The organism is Parabacteroides sp. AM17-47 (genome assembly GCF_003434625.1).
Taxonomy (GTDB): domain Bacteria; phylum Bacteroidota; class Bacteroidia; order Bacteroidales; family Tannerellaceae; genus Parabacteroides; species Parabacteroides distasonis.
The window spans coordinates 55538-72612 of record NZ_QTLI01000015.1; the positions used below are offsets into that span (position 1 = coordinate 55538).

13 protein-coding genes are annotated in these 17075 nt (G+C 47.1%); all 13 read left to right on the top strand.

Going from position 1 to position 17075, the window contains the following annotated elements:
- Positions 1-29 precede the first annotated feature (29 nt).
- The 13 genes from DW205_RS13210 to DW205_RS13270 all read left to right on the top strand — a co-directional run bounded on the left by DW205_RS13210 (position 30) and on the right by DW205_RS13270 (position 16960).
- Entirely contained in the window at positions 30-1229 is a 1200-nt protein-coding gene (locus DW205_RS13210) for an argininosuccinate synthase (protein WP_005865601.1), read from the top strand.
- On the top strand, positions 1226-2194 hold the full coding sequence (argC, locus tag DW205_RS13215) for an N-acetyl-gamma-glutamyl-phosphate reductase (protein ID WP_005855221.1): 969 nt from the start codon (positions 1226-1228) through the stop codon (positions 2192-2194). Before DW205_RS13210 ends, argC begins: the two co-directional genes overlap by 4 nt.
- Positions 2195-2208: 14 nt before the next feature.
- On the top strand, positions 2209-3336 hold the full coding sequence (locus DW205_RS13220; RefSeq protein ID WP_005865599.1) for an aspartate aminotransferase family protein: 1128 nt from the start codon (positions 2209-2211) through the stop codon (positions 3334-3336).
- 183 nt (positions 3337-3519) lie between these two features.
- Positions 3520-4122 (top strand): DUF4369 domain-containing protein, encoded by a 603-nt coding sequence (locus DW205_RS13225; RefSeq protein ID WP_005865597.1) that lies wholly within the window; start codon positions 3520-3522, stop codon positions 4120-4122.
- Positions 4106-5671 carry a DUF6057 family protein gene (locus DW205_RS13230; protein WP_005865595.1) on the top strand — a complete coding sequence of 522 codons (1566 nt, stop codon included), beginning with the start codon at positions 4106-4108 and terminating at the stop codon, positions 5669-5671. Before DW205_RS13225 ends, DW205_RS13230 begins: the two co-directional genes overlap by 17 nt.
- Complete coding sequence (locus tag DW205_RS13235) at positions 5668-7140, top strand: PD40 domain-containing protein (RefSeq protein WP_005865593.1); 1473 nt, start codon at positions 5668-5670, stop codon at positions 7138-7140. Before DW205_RS13230 ends, DW205_RS13235 begins: the two co-directional genes overlap by 4 nt.
- Positions 7141-7147: 7 nt before the next feature.
- Complete coding sequence (locus tag DW205_RS13240; RefSeq protein ID WP_005865591.1) at positions 7148-8917, top strand: DUF6057 family protein; 1770 nt, start codon at positions 7148-7150, stop codon at positions 8915-8917.
- Between the two features lie 6 nt (positions 8918-8923).
- Positions 8924-10390: a PD40 domain-containing protein gene (locus DW205_RS13245; RefSeq protein WP_005865589.1), complete on the top strand. Its 1467-nt coding sequence runs from the start codon at positions 8924-8926 to the stop codon at positions 10388-10390.
- 85 nt (positions 10391-10475) lie between these two features.
- Positions 10476-11582, top strand: a complete 1107-nt coding sequence (locus DW205_RS13250; protein WP_005865587.1) for a glycoside hydrolase family 26 protein — start codon at positions 10476-10478, stop codon at positions 11580-11582.
- Positions 11583-11681: 99 nt separating this feature from the next.
- Complete coding sequence (locus DW205_RS13255) at positions 11682-12854, top strand: glycosidase (protein ID WP_005865585.1); 1173 nt, start codon at positions 11682-11684, stop codon at positions 12852-12854.
- 18 nt (positions 12855-12872) lie between these two features.
- Positions 12873-14264 carry an MFS transporter gene (locus DW205_RS13260; protein WP_005865583.1) on the top strand — a complete coding sequence of 464 codons (1392 nt, stop codon included), beginning with the start codon at positions 12873-12875 and terminating at the stop codon, positions 14262-14264.
- Positions 14257-15456, top strand: a complete 1200-nt coding sequence (locus tag DW205_RS13265) for an AGE family epimerase/isomerase (protein ID WP_005865581.1) — start codon at positions 14257-14259, stop codon at positions 15454-15456. Before DW205_RS13260 ends, DW205_RS13265 begins: the two co-directional genes overlap by 8 nt.
- Before the next feature lie 82 nt (positions 15457-15538).
- Positions 15539-16960, top strand: a complete 1422-nt coding sequence (locus tag DW205_RS13270; RefSeq protein ID WP_005865579.1) for a sialate O-acetylesterase — start codon at positions 15539-15541, stop codon at positions 16958-16960.
- The last annotated feature ends 115 nt before the right edge of the window (positions 16961-17075 follow it).

Below are 17075 nucleotides of genomic sequence, written 5' to 3' on the forward strand. Positions count from 1 at the left end.
ATAGAAAAACAACATAAAATAAAGAAACGATGAAGAAGAAAGTAGTAGTAGCGTTCAGCGGAGGTTTGGATACCTCATTCACGGTCATGTATCTGGCTAAAGAAAAAGGATACGAGGTATACGCCGCTTGCGCTAACACAGGTGGTTTCAGCGAGGAACAATTGAAACAAAACGAGGAGAACGCCTATAAGCTAGGCGCCACGAAATACGTGACGATCGACGTTACGAAAGAGTATTACGAGAAGAGCTTGAAGTACATGATTTTCGGAAACGTGCTGCGTAATGGTACGTATCCGATCTCCGTAAGCTCCGAGCGTATCTTCCAAGCCTTGGCGATCGCCCGCTACGCGAACGAGATTGGCGCCGACGCTATCGCCCATGGTTCTACCGGAGCCGGTAACGACCAGATCCGTTTCGATATGACTTTCTTGGTATTGGCTCCGAACGTGGAGATTATCACGTTGACCCGCGATATGGCCTTGAGCCGTGATTTTGAGATCAACTACTTGAAGGAGCACGGTTTCGAGGCCGATTTCACGAAGTTGAAATATTCCTATAACGTAGGTCTTTGGGGAACCTCTATCTGCGGTGGCGAGATTCTTGATTCCGCGCAAGGACTGCCCGAGAGCGCTTATCTGAAACAAGTGGAGAAGACCGGCAGCGAGCAATTGCGCATCGAGTTCAAGAACGGTGAGGTTCATGCCGTGAATGGTGAGGTGTTCGAGGATAAGATCGCCGCTATCCAGAAGATCGAGGAGATCGGGGCCGCTTACGGTATCGGCCGTGATATGCACGTGGGCGATACGATCATCGGTATCAAGGGACGAGTCGGTTTCGAGGCTGCCGCTCCTATGTTGATTATCGGGGCGCACCGCTTCCTAGAGAAATATACGTTGAGCAAATGGCAACAATACTGGAAGGATCAGGTAGCGAACTGGTACGGCATGTTCTTGCACGAGAGCCAATATCTGGAACCGGTGATGCGCGATATCGAGGCGATGTTGCAAGAGTCTCAGCGTAACGTGAACGGTACGGCTATTCTGGAGCTTCGTCCGTTGTCCTTCTCTACCGTTGGCGTAGAATCTGAGGATGACTTGGTGAAGACGAAATTCGGTGAGTACGGAGAGATGCAGAAAGGTTGGACCGCCGAGGACGCTAAAGGCTTCATCAAGGTTCTTTCCACTCCGTTGCGTGTTTATTATACGAACCATAAAGACGAAGAGATATGATTAAATGCGGAATTATAGGCGGAGCGGGTTACACGGCGGGTGAATTGATCCGCCTGCTCCTAAACCACCCTGATGCCGAGCTTACATTTATAAACAGTAGCAGTAACGCCGGTAACAAGATCACGGACGTGCATGGCGGTCTTTATGGCGAGACGGATTTGGTGTTCACCAGCGAGTTGCCGTTAGATAGCATCGACCTTCTGTTCTTCTGTACCGCTCATGGCGATACGAAAAAGTTCATGGAGAGCCACACGGTCCCCGAGAACGTGAAGATTATCGACCTGAGCATGGACTACCGGATCGAAGGCCCGGAGCACGATTTCGTGTACGGCCTGCCGGAATTGAACCGCCGCCGGATTTGCAACGCCCGGCATATAGCGAACCCCGGTTGTTTCGCTACTTGCATCCAATTGGGCGTATTGCCGTTGGCGAAGCACTTGATGCTGAATTCCGACTTGCATGTCAATGCCATCACGGGATCGACGGGAGCGGGCGTGAAGCCTTCTTCCACCTCTCACTTTAGCTGGCGCAACGACAACATATCGATCTATAAGCCTTTTACGCATCAGCACTTGGCCGAGATCAACCAAAGCTTGAGCCAGTTGCAGAAGAGCTATTCAAGCCGGATCAACTTCATCCCCGTACGCGGTAATTTCTCCCGTGGTATATTCGCCACGACATACATCGATTGCAAGATCGACTTGGTAGAGATCCGACGTATTTATGAGGAATACTATGATGATCACAGCTTCACGTTTATCACTGATAAGAACCCGGATTTGAAACAAGTGGTAAATACGAATAAATGCTTGATCCACTTACAGAAAATAGATGATAAGCTTCTTATCATCTCTATGATCGATAACTTATTGAAGGGTGCTAGCGGCCAAGCGGTCCACAACATGAACTTATTGTTCGGGTTGGAGGAGACGGTTGGCTTACACTTAAAACCCTCAGCGTTTTAAAAAATACGACAAAGATGAATTTATTCGACGTATATCCATTATTTAATATAGAGATCGTACAAGGCAAAGGATGCCATGTATGGGATAGCGAGGGAAACGAGTACCTCGACTTATATGGCGGCCATGCCGTGATCTCGGTGGGGCACAGCCACCCTACTTACGTAAAGGCGATTACCGAGCAGGTAAATAAATTAGGCTTTTACTCGAACTCGGTTATCAATAGCTTGCAACAAAAATTAGCGGATAAGCTAGGGAAGGCTTCCGGCTACGATGATTATTCGTTGTTCTTGATCAACTCCGGAGCGGAGGCGAACGAGAATGCGTTAAAGCTCGCCTCTTTCCATAACGGGAAGAAGCGGGTGATCGCATTCAAGCACGCCTTTCATGGGCGTACCTCCGCCGCCGTACGTGTCACGGATAACCCGAAGATCATCGCTCCGGTAAATGAGGATCTAGCGGTTACTTATCTTCCATTGAACGACGCTTCCGCCGTAGAGGAAGAGTTGAAGAAGGGGGATGTATCGTCCGTGATCATCGAAGGTATCCAAGGTGTAGGTGGCATCCAATTGCCAACGGATGATTTTATGCGTGAGTTACGCAACCTGTGTACGACTTATGATGCCTGTCTGATCTTGGATGAGATTCAATCCGGATATGGAAGAAGCGGTAAATTCTTCGCGCATCAATATGCCGGTATCAAGCCAGATTTGATCTCGGTAGCGAAAGGTATCGCCAATGGCTTCCCGATGGGTGGGTTATTGATCAGTCCGAAATTCAAGCCGGTTTATGGTATGCTCGGCACTACTTTCGGCGGTAACCATTTGGCTTGTGCAGCCGCTATCGCCGTTCTTGATATAATGGAAGACGAGCGTTTGATTGATAACGCAGCGAAAGTGGGTGCCTATTTATTGGAAGAGCTTCATAAACTTCCGGGTATCAAGGAAATTCGGGGCCGTGGTTTGATGATCGGTATCGAGTTCGAGGAATCTATCAAGGAAGTGCGTAGCAAACTTCTCTTTGAGGAGAAAGTGTTCACGGGCGTAGCCGGAACGAATACGATCCGTCTGCTTCCTCCGCTTTGTTTGACGATGGATGAGGCCAAGGAATTTATCCATCGCTTCAAGAAAGTCCTAAACGCTTAATTGTTCTTTATTTCATAAAAAGGGAGGATGTCTTAATCAGCGTTCTCCTTTTTTCATTCCTCCCCAACAGCTACGTAAATTAAGTATCACCCTTTGTCAAAAAAACATCATTCCTTTTTCCGAAAAAACACTAACTTTACGCAGTCTAAACTTTGAGTCTCTAATTACTAATGAACACGATCGATGAAATATCTATTTATAGGAGTATTCACTTTGTTGTGCCTATTTGCCTGTCAATCTAACGACTCCCAATACATCATAGAAGGCACCTTACCCACTGCGCAGCAGGATGGGGAATGGATTTATCTGGCACCCATGGAAAACGCCTCAATCGAAAATATCGATTCTACGAGAATAGAGAACGCACGGTTTACTTTCCAAGGAACGGGAGAAGAGATGAAAGTCCTCCGTATGCGCATCCTTTTGCGTCTCAAGTTCCAAGAGCTACTGGTCGTAACGGAACCGGGTGTGACCTCAGTACGGATAGACTCCATCAGCTCGGCCTCCGGTACACCGCAAAACGACGCCTTGCAGCATTGGAAAGACCGGAAGCAAAAGACCAATAGCGAATCCTATGCCCTATGGACAGCGCTTAAGACTTGCTCGCCGGAAGATTCCACCCGCATCAAGCAGACATGGGATTCCTTGAGAGTAGAGACGCAAGCTTTTAATTATGCGTTCATGAAAGAACATATCAACCAAACGGTCGGGAAATTCCTCTATAAGATGATAAAAACCTCCTTGACCGAAGAGCAACGAAAGGAACTGGATGAAGCGAATCATTAAACAGGATCTGTCGATCACGCTAGCGGTACTGGCGATAGCGATCTTCGCTTTCTTCTTCTGGATGTACCCCTATCATTTGTTCCACAAAGAGCAAATGATGCTGTTCTTGTACAGCGGTGAGTTTCTCCGTGGATATTTTCAGGAGGAAGCGTGGCTGGCTTGTCTCACCGGCGATTTCCTCACGCAATTCTTTTATTATATCGGGGGAGGCCCGTTCATCCTAAGCGTTGTCTTAACTTTATTTGCCCTGCTTACCTATCGGACATTCCGGCAATTCGTCAGCAAGAGATACGCCCTTCCTCTTATGATACTACTTGTATTATGGGAGGCCGGAAGGTCTTGCGGACTCGCCTATCCGTTATCCGCAACTCTCTCCTTGATCGGAGCAGAAGGTGTTTTCCTGTTATATAGCCGGAGCCAAACTGAGGGGCAACGTCTTCTTACCTGCATTCCCGCCATGCTTCTTTGCTATTGGTGCTTCGGGTACGGGGCATGGCTCTGTCTGGCCCTTATGCTGGCCGCCGGAATCATAGCGCACCATCAAAAGCTAAGTGCCCTGCTCGCAGTTGGTATATTGCTTCTTCCAGCGACCCAATATCCCGCTACCACTTGGTGGAGTAAGCCGGATCTCGACCGGGAGTATGTACTCAGCCTCGATGTGGAACATTATTTCGGAAATATACAAAAGATGAGGAAACATCTCGAGACAGACCGCCAAATCCTTTGGGTGACCTATTACCGGAACCTGTACAATGCCACGCATCCATCCGAGATCAACTCACCCGTATCTCTCTCCCGGAACCTCCTAGCGTGGAATCAACCGGGTACGAATGGGTTGATCCTTCCCGTGAACCCATCCGCTTCTTTTCTCTCTATCCTATTCGCCAACGAGTTATGGTTCACGTTAGGAGATATGACTATGGCCGAGCATTGCGCCATGCTAAGTATGATCTTCTCTCCTCGCAATTCGGGTAGCCGTATGATCAAACGGCTGGCTGAGATCAATCTGGTCAATGGGGATGATGAGGCAGCTCTTAAATATCTACGTATATTAGACAAGACACTCCTTCATAAAAGCTGGGCCGAAAAGAGAATACCCGGTCAGCAAACCCCGCAAGTAAAGGAGTGGCTGGAGAAGAAACGCAGAGACATCCCGACCCAAGACCAACTACGTTCCGGTAACGATGCCGTGACTTCCTTACAGAACTTAGTCGCCTCGAACGCCGGCAATCTCCGTGCTTACGAATATTTACTCTGCTATCATTTACTCTCCAAAGATCTCCGTTCTTTTGTAGAAGATTATGTACCGGGTAAGGTCTCTAGTCCCATTTTCGCCGAGGCCCTGCTGATCCATCTCGCCCGCCAAGGTAATATCCGTGCGGAAGAGCTTATAAAATACCAAATCCCGGTAGAGATAGCGAAAGAATTCGCCGATTATACCCGGCTTTATGAGGCAAAGGACACGAGTTTGAAAGAGAAATACGGCAAGACCTATTGGTTCTATTATCATTTTGCGACCACAGAGCCCGGAAAGGAGAGTAAGCCATGAAAGAAGTAAGAATCATGAAAGAGAACATAACCTATTACCTCGTCTGGATAATCTGCTTGCTGGCAGGATGTGCCCCTACCCCGAAGCAAATAGAGGATACCACAGACCCAATCCCTATGTATCCCGATTATACGGATATCATGATTCCCACGAATATCGCCCCTCTCAACTTCTTATTGAGAAACGATGCGGACGCTATGCAAGTAACTTTGAAAGGGGAATCAAAAGAGATACAATTATCTTTCGGAAAGAAAGCTATTTTCCCTTTAAACCTATGGGAAAGCCTTTTAGAGCAGGAAGTGGGCAACCGCCTGCAAATAACCGTAGTCGCCCGTATCAAGGGTAAATGGCTCCGTTACCCCTCTTTCTACTGGCAAGTAGTTCCGGAGAAACTGGATAGTTATATAAGCTACCGGCTTATCGAACCGGGTTACGAGGTATGGAACAAAATCCAATTATGCGAACGGGAGATTAATTCTTTTGAAGAACGGATTATCGCCGACAACAAAGATACCGACGGTTCTTGCATGAACTGCCATATTTACGGAAATAAGAAAGGAAGTTTATCCATGTTCCATTTACGGGGAAAGCAAGGAGGCACCCTGCTGAACCGTAACGGACATTTGAGGAAGTTGAAACTGAGCAACGACAATCTGCCAAACGGGGCTGTTTATGGCGATTTCCATCCATCGGGGCAGTTCGCTGTTTTTTCCACGAATATTATCATCCCTGCTTTTCATTCGTTAGGGAGTAAGCGGTTGGAAGTCTATGATACGACCTCCGACCTAATGGTCGCAGATTTCAGAAAGAAACAACTCATCACCTCCCCATTGACTAGCCGGAAGGATGAGTTAGAGACTTTCCCAACTTTCTCGCCCGATGGGAACTGGATCTATTATTGCTCCGCTCCCATCCAGCCGTTGCCCGATAGTATCCATAACCTAAAATATTCCCTATGCCGCATATCTTTCCATAAAGATACCAAGGAATGGGGCCAACGGATCGAGACCGTATGGGATGCCCAGAAGCATAATGGCTCCGCCTGCCATCCCAAGATATCGCCCGACGGTAAATACCTGCTTTTCACGGTAGCCGATTATGGAACCTTCCCGATCTGGCACCGAGAAACAGACCTGCATATGATGAACCTCCAGACCGGGAAGATAGATACCTTACCTGCCGTCAACTCCGATAAATCGGATACCTACCATAGCTGGTCCTCTAACAGCCATTGGTTTGTCTTTGCCAGTAAGCGGGATGACGGACTATACGGAAAGCCTTATTTCTCTTACGTGGATAGTACGGGAAAAGCCTATAAACCGTTCGTACTCCCGCAAGAGGATCCGGAACATTACGATATCACGTTAAAATCTTATAATATACCTGAATTATCCACTAGCGAGCTTCCTTTCGACGCTGAAGATGTACAAGAGATCTACTACGACGAGGAAGCTGAGACTTTTAAATAATAGAATCATGGAAAATACACGTAAATATAGATACATAAGAGGAATCGCCTCCTTATTATTCGGCTGTGCGATTTGCCTGTTTTGGGGACTTTATTATCCTCATCATTTACATTACCACGAGCAATTCCAGTTATTCCTATTCACGCCGGAATATGGAATCGACAAATGTCTCCATCCCGGAGGCATCGCTGAATATATAGCGGAGTTCCTGACGCAGTTCTATTATTTCGCTTGGGCAGGGGCTACGATCTTGGCGATCGTTATCGTGCTTATCCAACGGCAAATAAACTGGCTGGCCAAACAAATGGGGGCTTCCGACTTTTGGTATCCGCTCAGCTTTCTCCCTTCCATCCTGCTCTGGGTATTTTTATGTGATGAGAATGCCCTGCTGGCATTCCCCGTCTCCATAACTCTCGCCCTCTTCGCTCTAGTCATCCAGCGAAAAACCGCTCATTCATGGGGACGAATTATCTATACGCTCCTAATGATGCCGGTGCTCTACTGGGTGGTAGGTGGTGGGGCCTATTTCATCTTCGTGATCGGAGTAATAATCGGGCATTGCATCAAATCCGTGCCAGCCACATACAACAAATCCTATATTTGGATTCCTATCTACATCTTGCTTGGAATCCTATGCCCCCTATTGGCACAAAGCCTTACGCAATATCCATTGCTTAGCCTCATGACCGGCATCGATTATTATCGTTTCCCCATGATCGTTCCCAACACCCTGTTAGTTGTTATTGCTACCGTTGCCATAACCCCCGGGGCACTTGCTTTACTTCCCCCACCCGTAAAGAGCACTAAGGCATGGATGGGTATTATCTCCACCCTGCTCCTTATCGGTGGTGGCACATGGATTCACGCCGCCAGCAATTCGGATAAGGAGGAGGCTATGAAATACGACTACCTCACCCGCATGAAACAATGGAACCAGATCATCAAGGCGGCAGAAAACAAAGAGCCTAATTCCCCCTTCTCCGTGACCTGCTTAAATCTGGCTCTCGCCAAGACCGGACAATTAGGGGATCGCATGTTCCATTTCTACCAGAATGGAACGGAAGGATTGATCCCGACCTTCCAAAGAGATTTTACCTCACCGCTCCCAACCAGCGAGATATTCTATCATCTGGGAATGATCAACTCCTCACAGCGCTATATGTTCGAGGCGATGGAGGCTATCCCCGACTATAAGAAAAGCGGACGTGCCTATATGCGTCTGGCCGAGACCAACTTGATCAATGGACAATACGCTGTCGCCGCCAAATACCTGCGGGCTTTGCAGCATACCTTGTTCTATAAGAAATGGGCGACCCATGCCATGAGCTACCTAAATAACGATGAAAAGATAGAGAAGCATCCCGAATGGGGATGGTTGAGAAAAGCCCGATATACGGAAGATTTCTTGTTTAGCGACACGGAAATGGATGTCATGCTAGGCTTATTGCTGCAACATAACAAAAGTAACCGGATGGCTTTCGAGTATATGTTAGCCTATGTCTTGCAAAAGAAGGATCTGGAACGTTTCATGAAATATTATCCGCTGGGAAAAGATCTGGGCTATAACCACATACCCATCTCTTATCAAGAGGCATTGATTTTCATTTGGACACAGCAGCATCCTAATTTCCAAGGCCTTCCTTGGAGCATCTCCCGCAACGTATTGGAAGGGGTAAGCGAGTTCGCCCGTGTCTATATGACGCAGAAAGACTCCGAGCCTATCCTTCGCCCGAAATACGAGAAGACATTTTGGTATTACTTATTATTCAGAAAATAAACGGCCATGAGAAAGCTTATCTTATTATATAGTATATGTATAGCGTTATTTACCGCTTGTGGGGATTCGGTGGTATCCCCCGAACAAATAGAGAAATACCCGTCCATCTATCCGGATTATATCGGGGTAACAGTTCCCGCCACGATAGCTCCAATGAATTTCTCTTATACGGATACCTCCTATGAACGGATAGATGTTATCGTAAAAGGGCACCAAGGCAAAGAGGTACATATAAACGCGAAGCATGTCAATTTCCCGGAAAAAGAGTGGAAGCAACTGCTCAACTCCAATCAAGGCGATAGTTTACTCTTTACTGTCAGTATCAAGCAAAAGGGTAAATGGAGTACTTACAAACCTTTCCCCATGTACATCAGCCCCCACCCGATCGATTACGGCCTAGTATACCGAAAGATCGCTCCCGGTTATGAAGTCTATAGCCGTATGGGTATTTATGAGCGTGATCTATCGTCTCATAAAGAAAGACCTTTGGTGGAAAACACGCTGGTCAAAGGTATGTGCGTAAACTGCCATGCCTTCAATCGTACGGACCCGAGCCATTTCAGTCTTCACATCCGAGGAACGCATGGAGCTACTTTTATGAGAACCGGCAATAAGGATGAATACCTCAACACGAAAACAGATCAGACAATCGCCGCTTGCGTCTATCCCTACTGGCATCCCGGAGGCGAATATATAGCGTATTCCACGAACAACACCCGGCAATCGTTCCATACGGTTAAGGACGAGCGGGTAGAAGTCTTGGATTTGGAATCTGATGTAGTCGTTTACCATCCGGCAGATCATCGTCTACTTCTTTGCGATTCTTTGCAAAAGAAAGACAGGTTCGAGACCTTCCCCGCATTCTCCCCGGATGGTCGTACGCTTTACTTTTGTTCCGCCGAGGCTAAAAAGATTCCCGAAGAATATAAAGAGATAAGATATAATTTATGTAGTATAGATTTTGATCCCTCTGCCGGTACATTCGGGAGCCGTATCGATACATTGGTGAACGCTGAGGCTTTAGGGAAAAGCGTATCTTTCCCCCGTCCTTCCTATGACGGCAAATATATTATGTTCACCTTATCCGATTACGGAAACTTTTCGATCTGGCATAAAGAGGCGGATCTATGGTTACTGGACTTGACAAGCGGAGACCTCCGCAAGCTATCCGAAGTAAATAGCGATGACACCGAAAGCTTTCACAACTGGAGTAGCAACTCCCGCTGGTTTGTCTTCAGTAGCCGCCGGGGTGACGGCCTTTATACCCGCCTTTATCTGGCTAGCATGGATGAGAATGGCAAGATAAGCAAGCCCTTTCTCCTTCCCCAGGAAGATCCGGAAACCTATTACGATCGCTCTGTCTATTCCTATAATGTCCCGGATTTCACGAGCGAGCCTATCAAGATCGACACAAGGGTATTTGAGAAGAAGATAACCTCGAAAGAACGTATACAGGTACAAGCTAAGAAATAAAAATAATACCACTATCCGATAAAATAATACTAGATTGTCTGCCCGATACCTCTTACATTCGCGTTCATAAAGAAAGACAGTTATCATGAAGAACACGAAATTAATTACCATGTTATGCCTAGGGGCATTAATCGCCTGTTCACCATCGAAGAAAGGACTAGAGCCGACAAGCGAACAGGGTTCGCCGAGAGAACGTTTAATAGAGAACCTACGTGCGATTCCACAAAAAGGAATCATGTTCGGACATCACGATGATACGGTTTATGGGATCGGATGGGAATTTGACGAAGGAGGCTCAGACGTGCGAAAAGTATGCGGCGATTATCCGGCCGTTATCAGCTTTGATCTTGGAGAGATCGAACTCGGGGGAGATAAAAGCCTTGATAAAGTACCTTTCGAGAAAATACGCAAGGAAATCATCAACCAATATAACCGGGGAGGCTTGGTATCTTTAAGTTGGCATCCCCGTAACCCTAAAACCGGAGGGGACGCTTGGGACGTATCAGACCATGCTGTCGTGAAATCGATCCTTCCGGAAGGGGAGAACTATGAGAAATTCCAAAGTTGGCTAGGCAAAGTGAATGATTTCATCCTTTCCTTGAAAACAAGCGATGGCACCAAGATTCCCGTCCTATTCCGTCCTTGGCACGAACACACCGGAAGTTGGTTCTGGTGGGGACAGAATTTATGTACCACGGATGAATACAAGGCGCTATGGCGAATGACCGCCGATTATCTAAACGCTCACGGAGCAACAGACCAGATCGTATACGCTTATTCCACAGGTACAGAGCCGCAGGATCAAGCGTCTTATCTGGAACGTTACCCCGGACATGACTTGATCGACGTCCTAGGCTTCGACGCTTACCAACGGGAAGATAAGGATTTCTTCTTGAAAAGCATGGATACCAGTCTTTCAGTAATAGACAGCATAGGCAAAGCCAACCATAAGATCATAGCGGTCACGGAGACCGGCTACGAAGGGATACCAGACTCCACATGGTGGACGGGAACCCTGCTGCCTGCCATGGAGAAATATCCGGTCGCTTATGTATTGGTATGGAGAAACGCCCGTGAAAAAGTCACTCACTTCTTTGGCCCTTATCCCGGACAAGCCTCTGCCGAGGATTTCAAGAAGTTCTTTGAAAATCCGAAAACATTGTTCGCCTCCGATATCAACCTATATAAATAACATCATACATAACCAGATAAATCACGTCATATCCAGTTGTAGAGACGGGGCGTGCCCCGTCTCCCACCATCTGATAATATCATTTAAAGCAAAAACATCATGGAACAATTTCAAGAAAAAGTAAACGAACTCTTCGCTAAACACGAAACCTTGTTAAGCCGGAAAAATATCCCTTTAGAAGACGGAAACGGAATCTTCACCCGTTATCAACACCCTGTACTGACAGCCGCACATACCCCGATCTTCTGGAGATATGACTTAAATGAAAAGACAAACCCCTACTTGATGGAACGCATCGGCATGAACGCAACCATGAACTCCGGCGCAATCAAATGGAATGGTAAATATATATTAATGGTACGTGTAGAAGGAAGCGACCGTAAATCCTTCTTCGCCGTAGCCGAAAGCCCGAACGGAGTAGACAATTTCCGTTTTTGGGATTACCCGGTAACCATGCCGGACGATCTTGTCCCGGCCACGAATATTTACGACATGCGCCTAACCGCTCATGAAGACGGCTGGGTTTACGGAATCTTTTGCGCCGAGCGCCATGACCCGAACGCAGCTCCCGGAGATCTATCCTCGGCAACCGCCACGGCAGCTATCGCCCGGACAAAAGACTTGAGAAACTGGGAACGTCTCCCGGATTTAAAGACCAAGAGCCAACAACGTAACGTCGTATTACACCCAGAATTCGTAAATGGTAAATATGCCCTTTACACCCGCCCCCAAGACGGATTTATCGACGCGGGAAGTGGCGGTGGTATCGGATGGGCCTTGATTGATGATATCACGCACGCCGAAGTCAAGGAAGAAACCATCATCGACCAACGTTACTACCATACGATCAAGGAAGTGAAAAATGGCGAAGGCCCCCACCCGATCAAAACACCGAGAGGCTGGTTACATCTCGCCCATGGCGTACGGGGATGCGCCGCCGGATTACGTTACGTGCTTTATATGTATATGACCGCGTTGGAAGATCCCACGAGACCTATCGCCACACCCGCCGGCTATTTCATGGCTCCGGAAAATGAGGAACGGATCGGCGATGTATCCAACGTTTTATTCTCTAACGGATGGATCGCGGATGAGGATGGAACCGTATATATTTACTACGCATCCTCCGATACCCGTATGCACGTGGCTGTATCCACAATCGATAAATTGGTAGATTACTGCATGAACACTCCGGCCGACGGGCTGACTACGACCGCATCTGTCGAGACGCTGAAAAAGCTGATCGATCGAAATCTTCCACTCCTGAAATAACCTACAAAAACCACTCATATGATTAAACTAACAGAGAAGATAGGCTACGGTTTCGGGGACATGGCATCGTCCATGTTCTGGAAACTGTTTGGCGCTTACTTGATGATTTTCTATACGGACGTATTCGGATTACCGGCAGCAGCCGTAGGTACGATGTTCTTGATAACTCGTATATGGGACTCGGTCTTTGACCCGATTGTCGGCGTCGCGGCGGATCGTACGCAAACACGCTGGGGAAAATTTCGCCCTTATTTGCTTTGGCTGGCGATCCCGTTCGCCGCTATCGGAGTGCTCACTTTCACGACTCCTTCTTTCGGACAAACAGGTAATTTGATCTATGCCTATATCACCTATTCCTTGATGATGATGGTGTACTCCGCCATAAACGTGCCTTACGCATCCTTGCTTGGAGTAATGAGTCCATTGCCGCAAGACCGTAATACCCTTTCTACGTACCGCATGGTATTCGCCTATATCGGCAGTTTTATAGCCCTGTTGCTATTCATGCCGATGGTGCGTTTCTTTAGCGGAAATAGCGATGAATTGGCGGATCAACAACATGGATGGACCCTAGCGGTCGTAGTTATCGCTATCCTGTGCGCCATTCTCTTTTATGGATGTTTCGCATGGACAAAAGAACGGGTAAAACCGATTAAAGAGCAACAAGGCTCGTTAAAAGATGACTTGAGAGACCTATTGCGCAACAAGCCTTGGTGGATACTATTGGGAGCAGGTGTCTCCGCTCTGGTTTTCAATTCCATCCGCGACGGGGCTACCGTATATTATTTCAAATACTTTATCGTTGAGGAAGCCTATGCCAATGTATCTCTTTTCGGAGTCTCCTTCGTCTTAAGCGGATTATATCTGGCGGTAGGACAGGCGGCAAACATTATCGGAGTAATCTTGGCCGCCCCATTAAGCAACCGGATCGGAAAGAAAAGAACCTATATGGGCTCCATGCTGATCGCCTCGGTCTTAAGCATCCTCTTTTTCTGGCTCGACAAGACGGATCTAGCCCTGATATTCACGTTCCAAGTGTTCATCAGTATTTGCGCCGGTAGTATTTTCCCCTTACTTTGGTCCATGTACGCCGATTGCACGGATTACTCAGAACTAAAAACCGGGAACCGTGCCACAGGATTGATCTTCAGTTCCTCGTCTATGAGCCAGAAATTCGGATGGGCGATCGGCACGGCTATCACAGGCTGGCTGCTCGCTTTCTTCGGATTTCAGGCCAATACCGTACAAAGCGAGGAAACGATTAGCGGAATCAAGATGTTCCTCAGTTTCTTACCGGCCGTAGGTACGATCCTGTCTGTTGTATTTATCGCTTTCTATCCGCTTAGCGAGACAAAGATGAAGGAAATCACCGCTACATTAGAAACCAAAAGAAAAGAAACAAATGAATAAAATCACCGAAGATTTACAAAACGAGGTTCAATGGGAGCTAGAGAACAATATCCTCCCTTTTTGGATGAACCGAATGATTGATAATGAGTATGGTGGTTTCCATGGGCAAATCACGGGAAACGGCCAACGAGTCGTACATGCCCCTAAAGGCGCCATCTTGAACGCCCGTATCCTATGGACATTCTCCGCCGCATACCGTTTATTACGAAAGCCGGAATATCTGGAAACGGCGACCCGTGCAAAACGCTACCTTATCGATAAATTCTACGACCAAGAATTCGAGGGTATTTACTGGGAATTAGACTATACCGGTCAACCGGTGCAAACCAAAAAGCAAATCTACGCCTTAGGATTCGCTATCTACGGATTAAGCGAGTACAACCGGGCTACCGGAGATAAAGAAGCGTTGGATTATGCGATCCGTCTCTTCAAGGCGATCGAACAATATAGTTTCGACCCGGAAAAGAACGGTTATATGGAAGCCTTTACGAAAGACTGGAAACTGATAGAGGATATGCGACTCAGCGACAAGGATGAGAATGAGAAAAAAACAATGAATACCCATCTGCATATCCTCGAACCTTATACCAACTTGTACCGGGTATGGAAAGACGAGCACCTCAAAAAACAACTCCGAAACTTGATCCTGATTTTCACCGACAAGATTTTGGATCACCGTACCTATCATTTAAACCTCTTTTTCAACGAGGATTGGGAAAGCAAATACCGTATCATCTCCTACGGTCATGATATAGAGGCATCTTGGTTACTGCATGAGGCCGCTATCGAATTGGGAAACAACGAGATCCTTCAGAAAGTAGAGCCTTTGGTTCAAAAGATAGCGATAGCGGCCGAAGACGGGTTATTAGCGAACGGTAGCCTCATTTACGAGTATCACCCGGATGAGAAGAAAGCCGACACGGACCTGCATTGGTGGGTGCAAGCCGAGAATGTAGTGGGTCATTTCAACTTGTATCAACATTTCGGAGATGAGCCTGCCTTAGGCACAGCCTATACATGCTGGAAATTCATTCAGCGTTATTTGATCGACAAGGAACAAGGGGAATGGCATTGGAGCGTATCGCTCGATCACGAGATCAATCGCGAGGATGACAAGGCCGGTTTCTGGAAATGTCCCTATCACAACGGACGGATGTGTATGGAGATTATCGAACGACTTACCGGCGAATAGCCGTCCGAAAGACCGCCTGCCGGCTCTTTTTTATCAGATTAACAACCGTCGGAAGTTTCCGACATCAAAAAAAACAAGCGATATGAACAAATTCTATTGGATGGCGATCGGCCTCCTTCTCGGTTTGGTGAACCTCCGGGCCGAGATCAAGCTGCCAGCTTTGGTAGGCGACAACATGGTACTCCAACAAGCCACTAAAGTACGGCTCTGGGGAAATGCAACCCCAAATTCAAGCCTGAAAGTCCGTAGTTCTTGGGACAATACGGAATACACGGCCCAAGTAAACGATCAAGGCAGATGGGAAATCTGGGTTCAGACGCCCTCGGCCAGTTTCGAAAAGCAACAGTTAACATTAGAGAATGGACAAGACAAGATTGTCTTGCATGATCTTCTGATCGGCGAGGTATGGTTCGGTTCCGGCCAATCTAATATGGAAATGCCATTAAGAGGTTTCTGGCACTGCCCTATCGAGGGAGGTAACCACGCTATCGCTACATCCGGGAAATATAAGAACTCGATCCGTTACGCTACGATCCAACGGGTCGGAGCCTTGGAACCGAAAGATTATCCGGTAGGTGGCGAATGGAAAGTATGTGATCCGCGAAACGCCCCGGAGTTCGGAGCTACCGCCTATTTCTTCGCAACCCTGTTGACCGAGGTGTTGAACGTGCCGGTAGGTATCATCAATTGTAGCTGGGGCGGCTCCACAGTGGAAGGTTGGTTGCCCAAAGACATCCTGCGGAATTATAGCGATATCGATCTATCCTTAGCGGGTAACGATGAGAAAATCCATCCGATGCTACAACCCATGATCATGTATAACGGAATGCTGAAACCAGCCAGCAAATATACGGTCAGAGGTTTCCTATGGTATCAAGGAGAGTCAAATGTCGGACACCCGGACTACGCTAAACGCCTAGCGACAATGGTAGAACATTGGAGAGGATTATGGGGACAAGGAGAATTACCTTTCTATCTGGTAGAAATCGCCCCTTACGAATATGGAGAAGGAGACCAAGCCGCGTACCTTCGTGAAGAGCAATACAAAGCCACCCGGTTGATCCCCAATAGCGGTATTGTTTCCACAAACGATCTGGTACAGGATTACGAGAAACGGCAAATACACCCCAAAGAGAAACAAAAGATCGGTGAGCGTCTTTGTTATATGGCTCTAAACAAAACCTATGGTTATACAACCATCGCTTGTGAGGGCCCCCAATACGATCATATGGAAATAGATAAAGATAAAATCATTCTTTTTTTCAAGAATGCGGAAGATGGCTTCAATCGAGATAACGGGATCATAGGCTTCGAGATAGCCGGAAAAGACATGCGTTTCCACAAGGCAAACGCAACTATAGACGCTAACAAGAAAACCGTTATTATCTCAGCTCCGGGCGTAAAAGCCCCAATAGCCGCTCGTTATGGTTTCCGGAATTTCCAAATTGGCAACTTGCAAAACATACAAGGATTACCGGTGCTTCCATTCCGCACGGATAAATAAAACGACTTAGAAAATAAAACACAATACGTTATAATATTCAAGCTTGTTCATACGTAATGTCTTATTTTCATTTGTAAGACGTATTTAGTTTTTATTTCATTCTATTGTGATAATA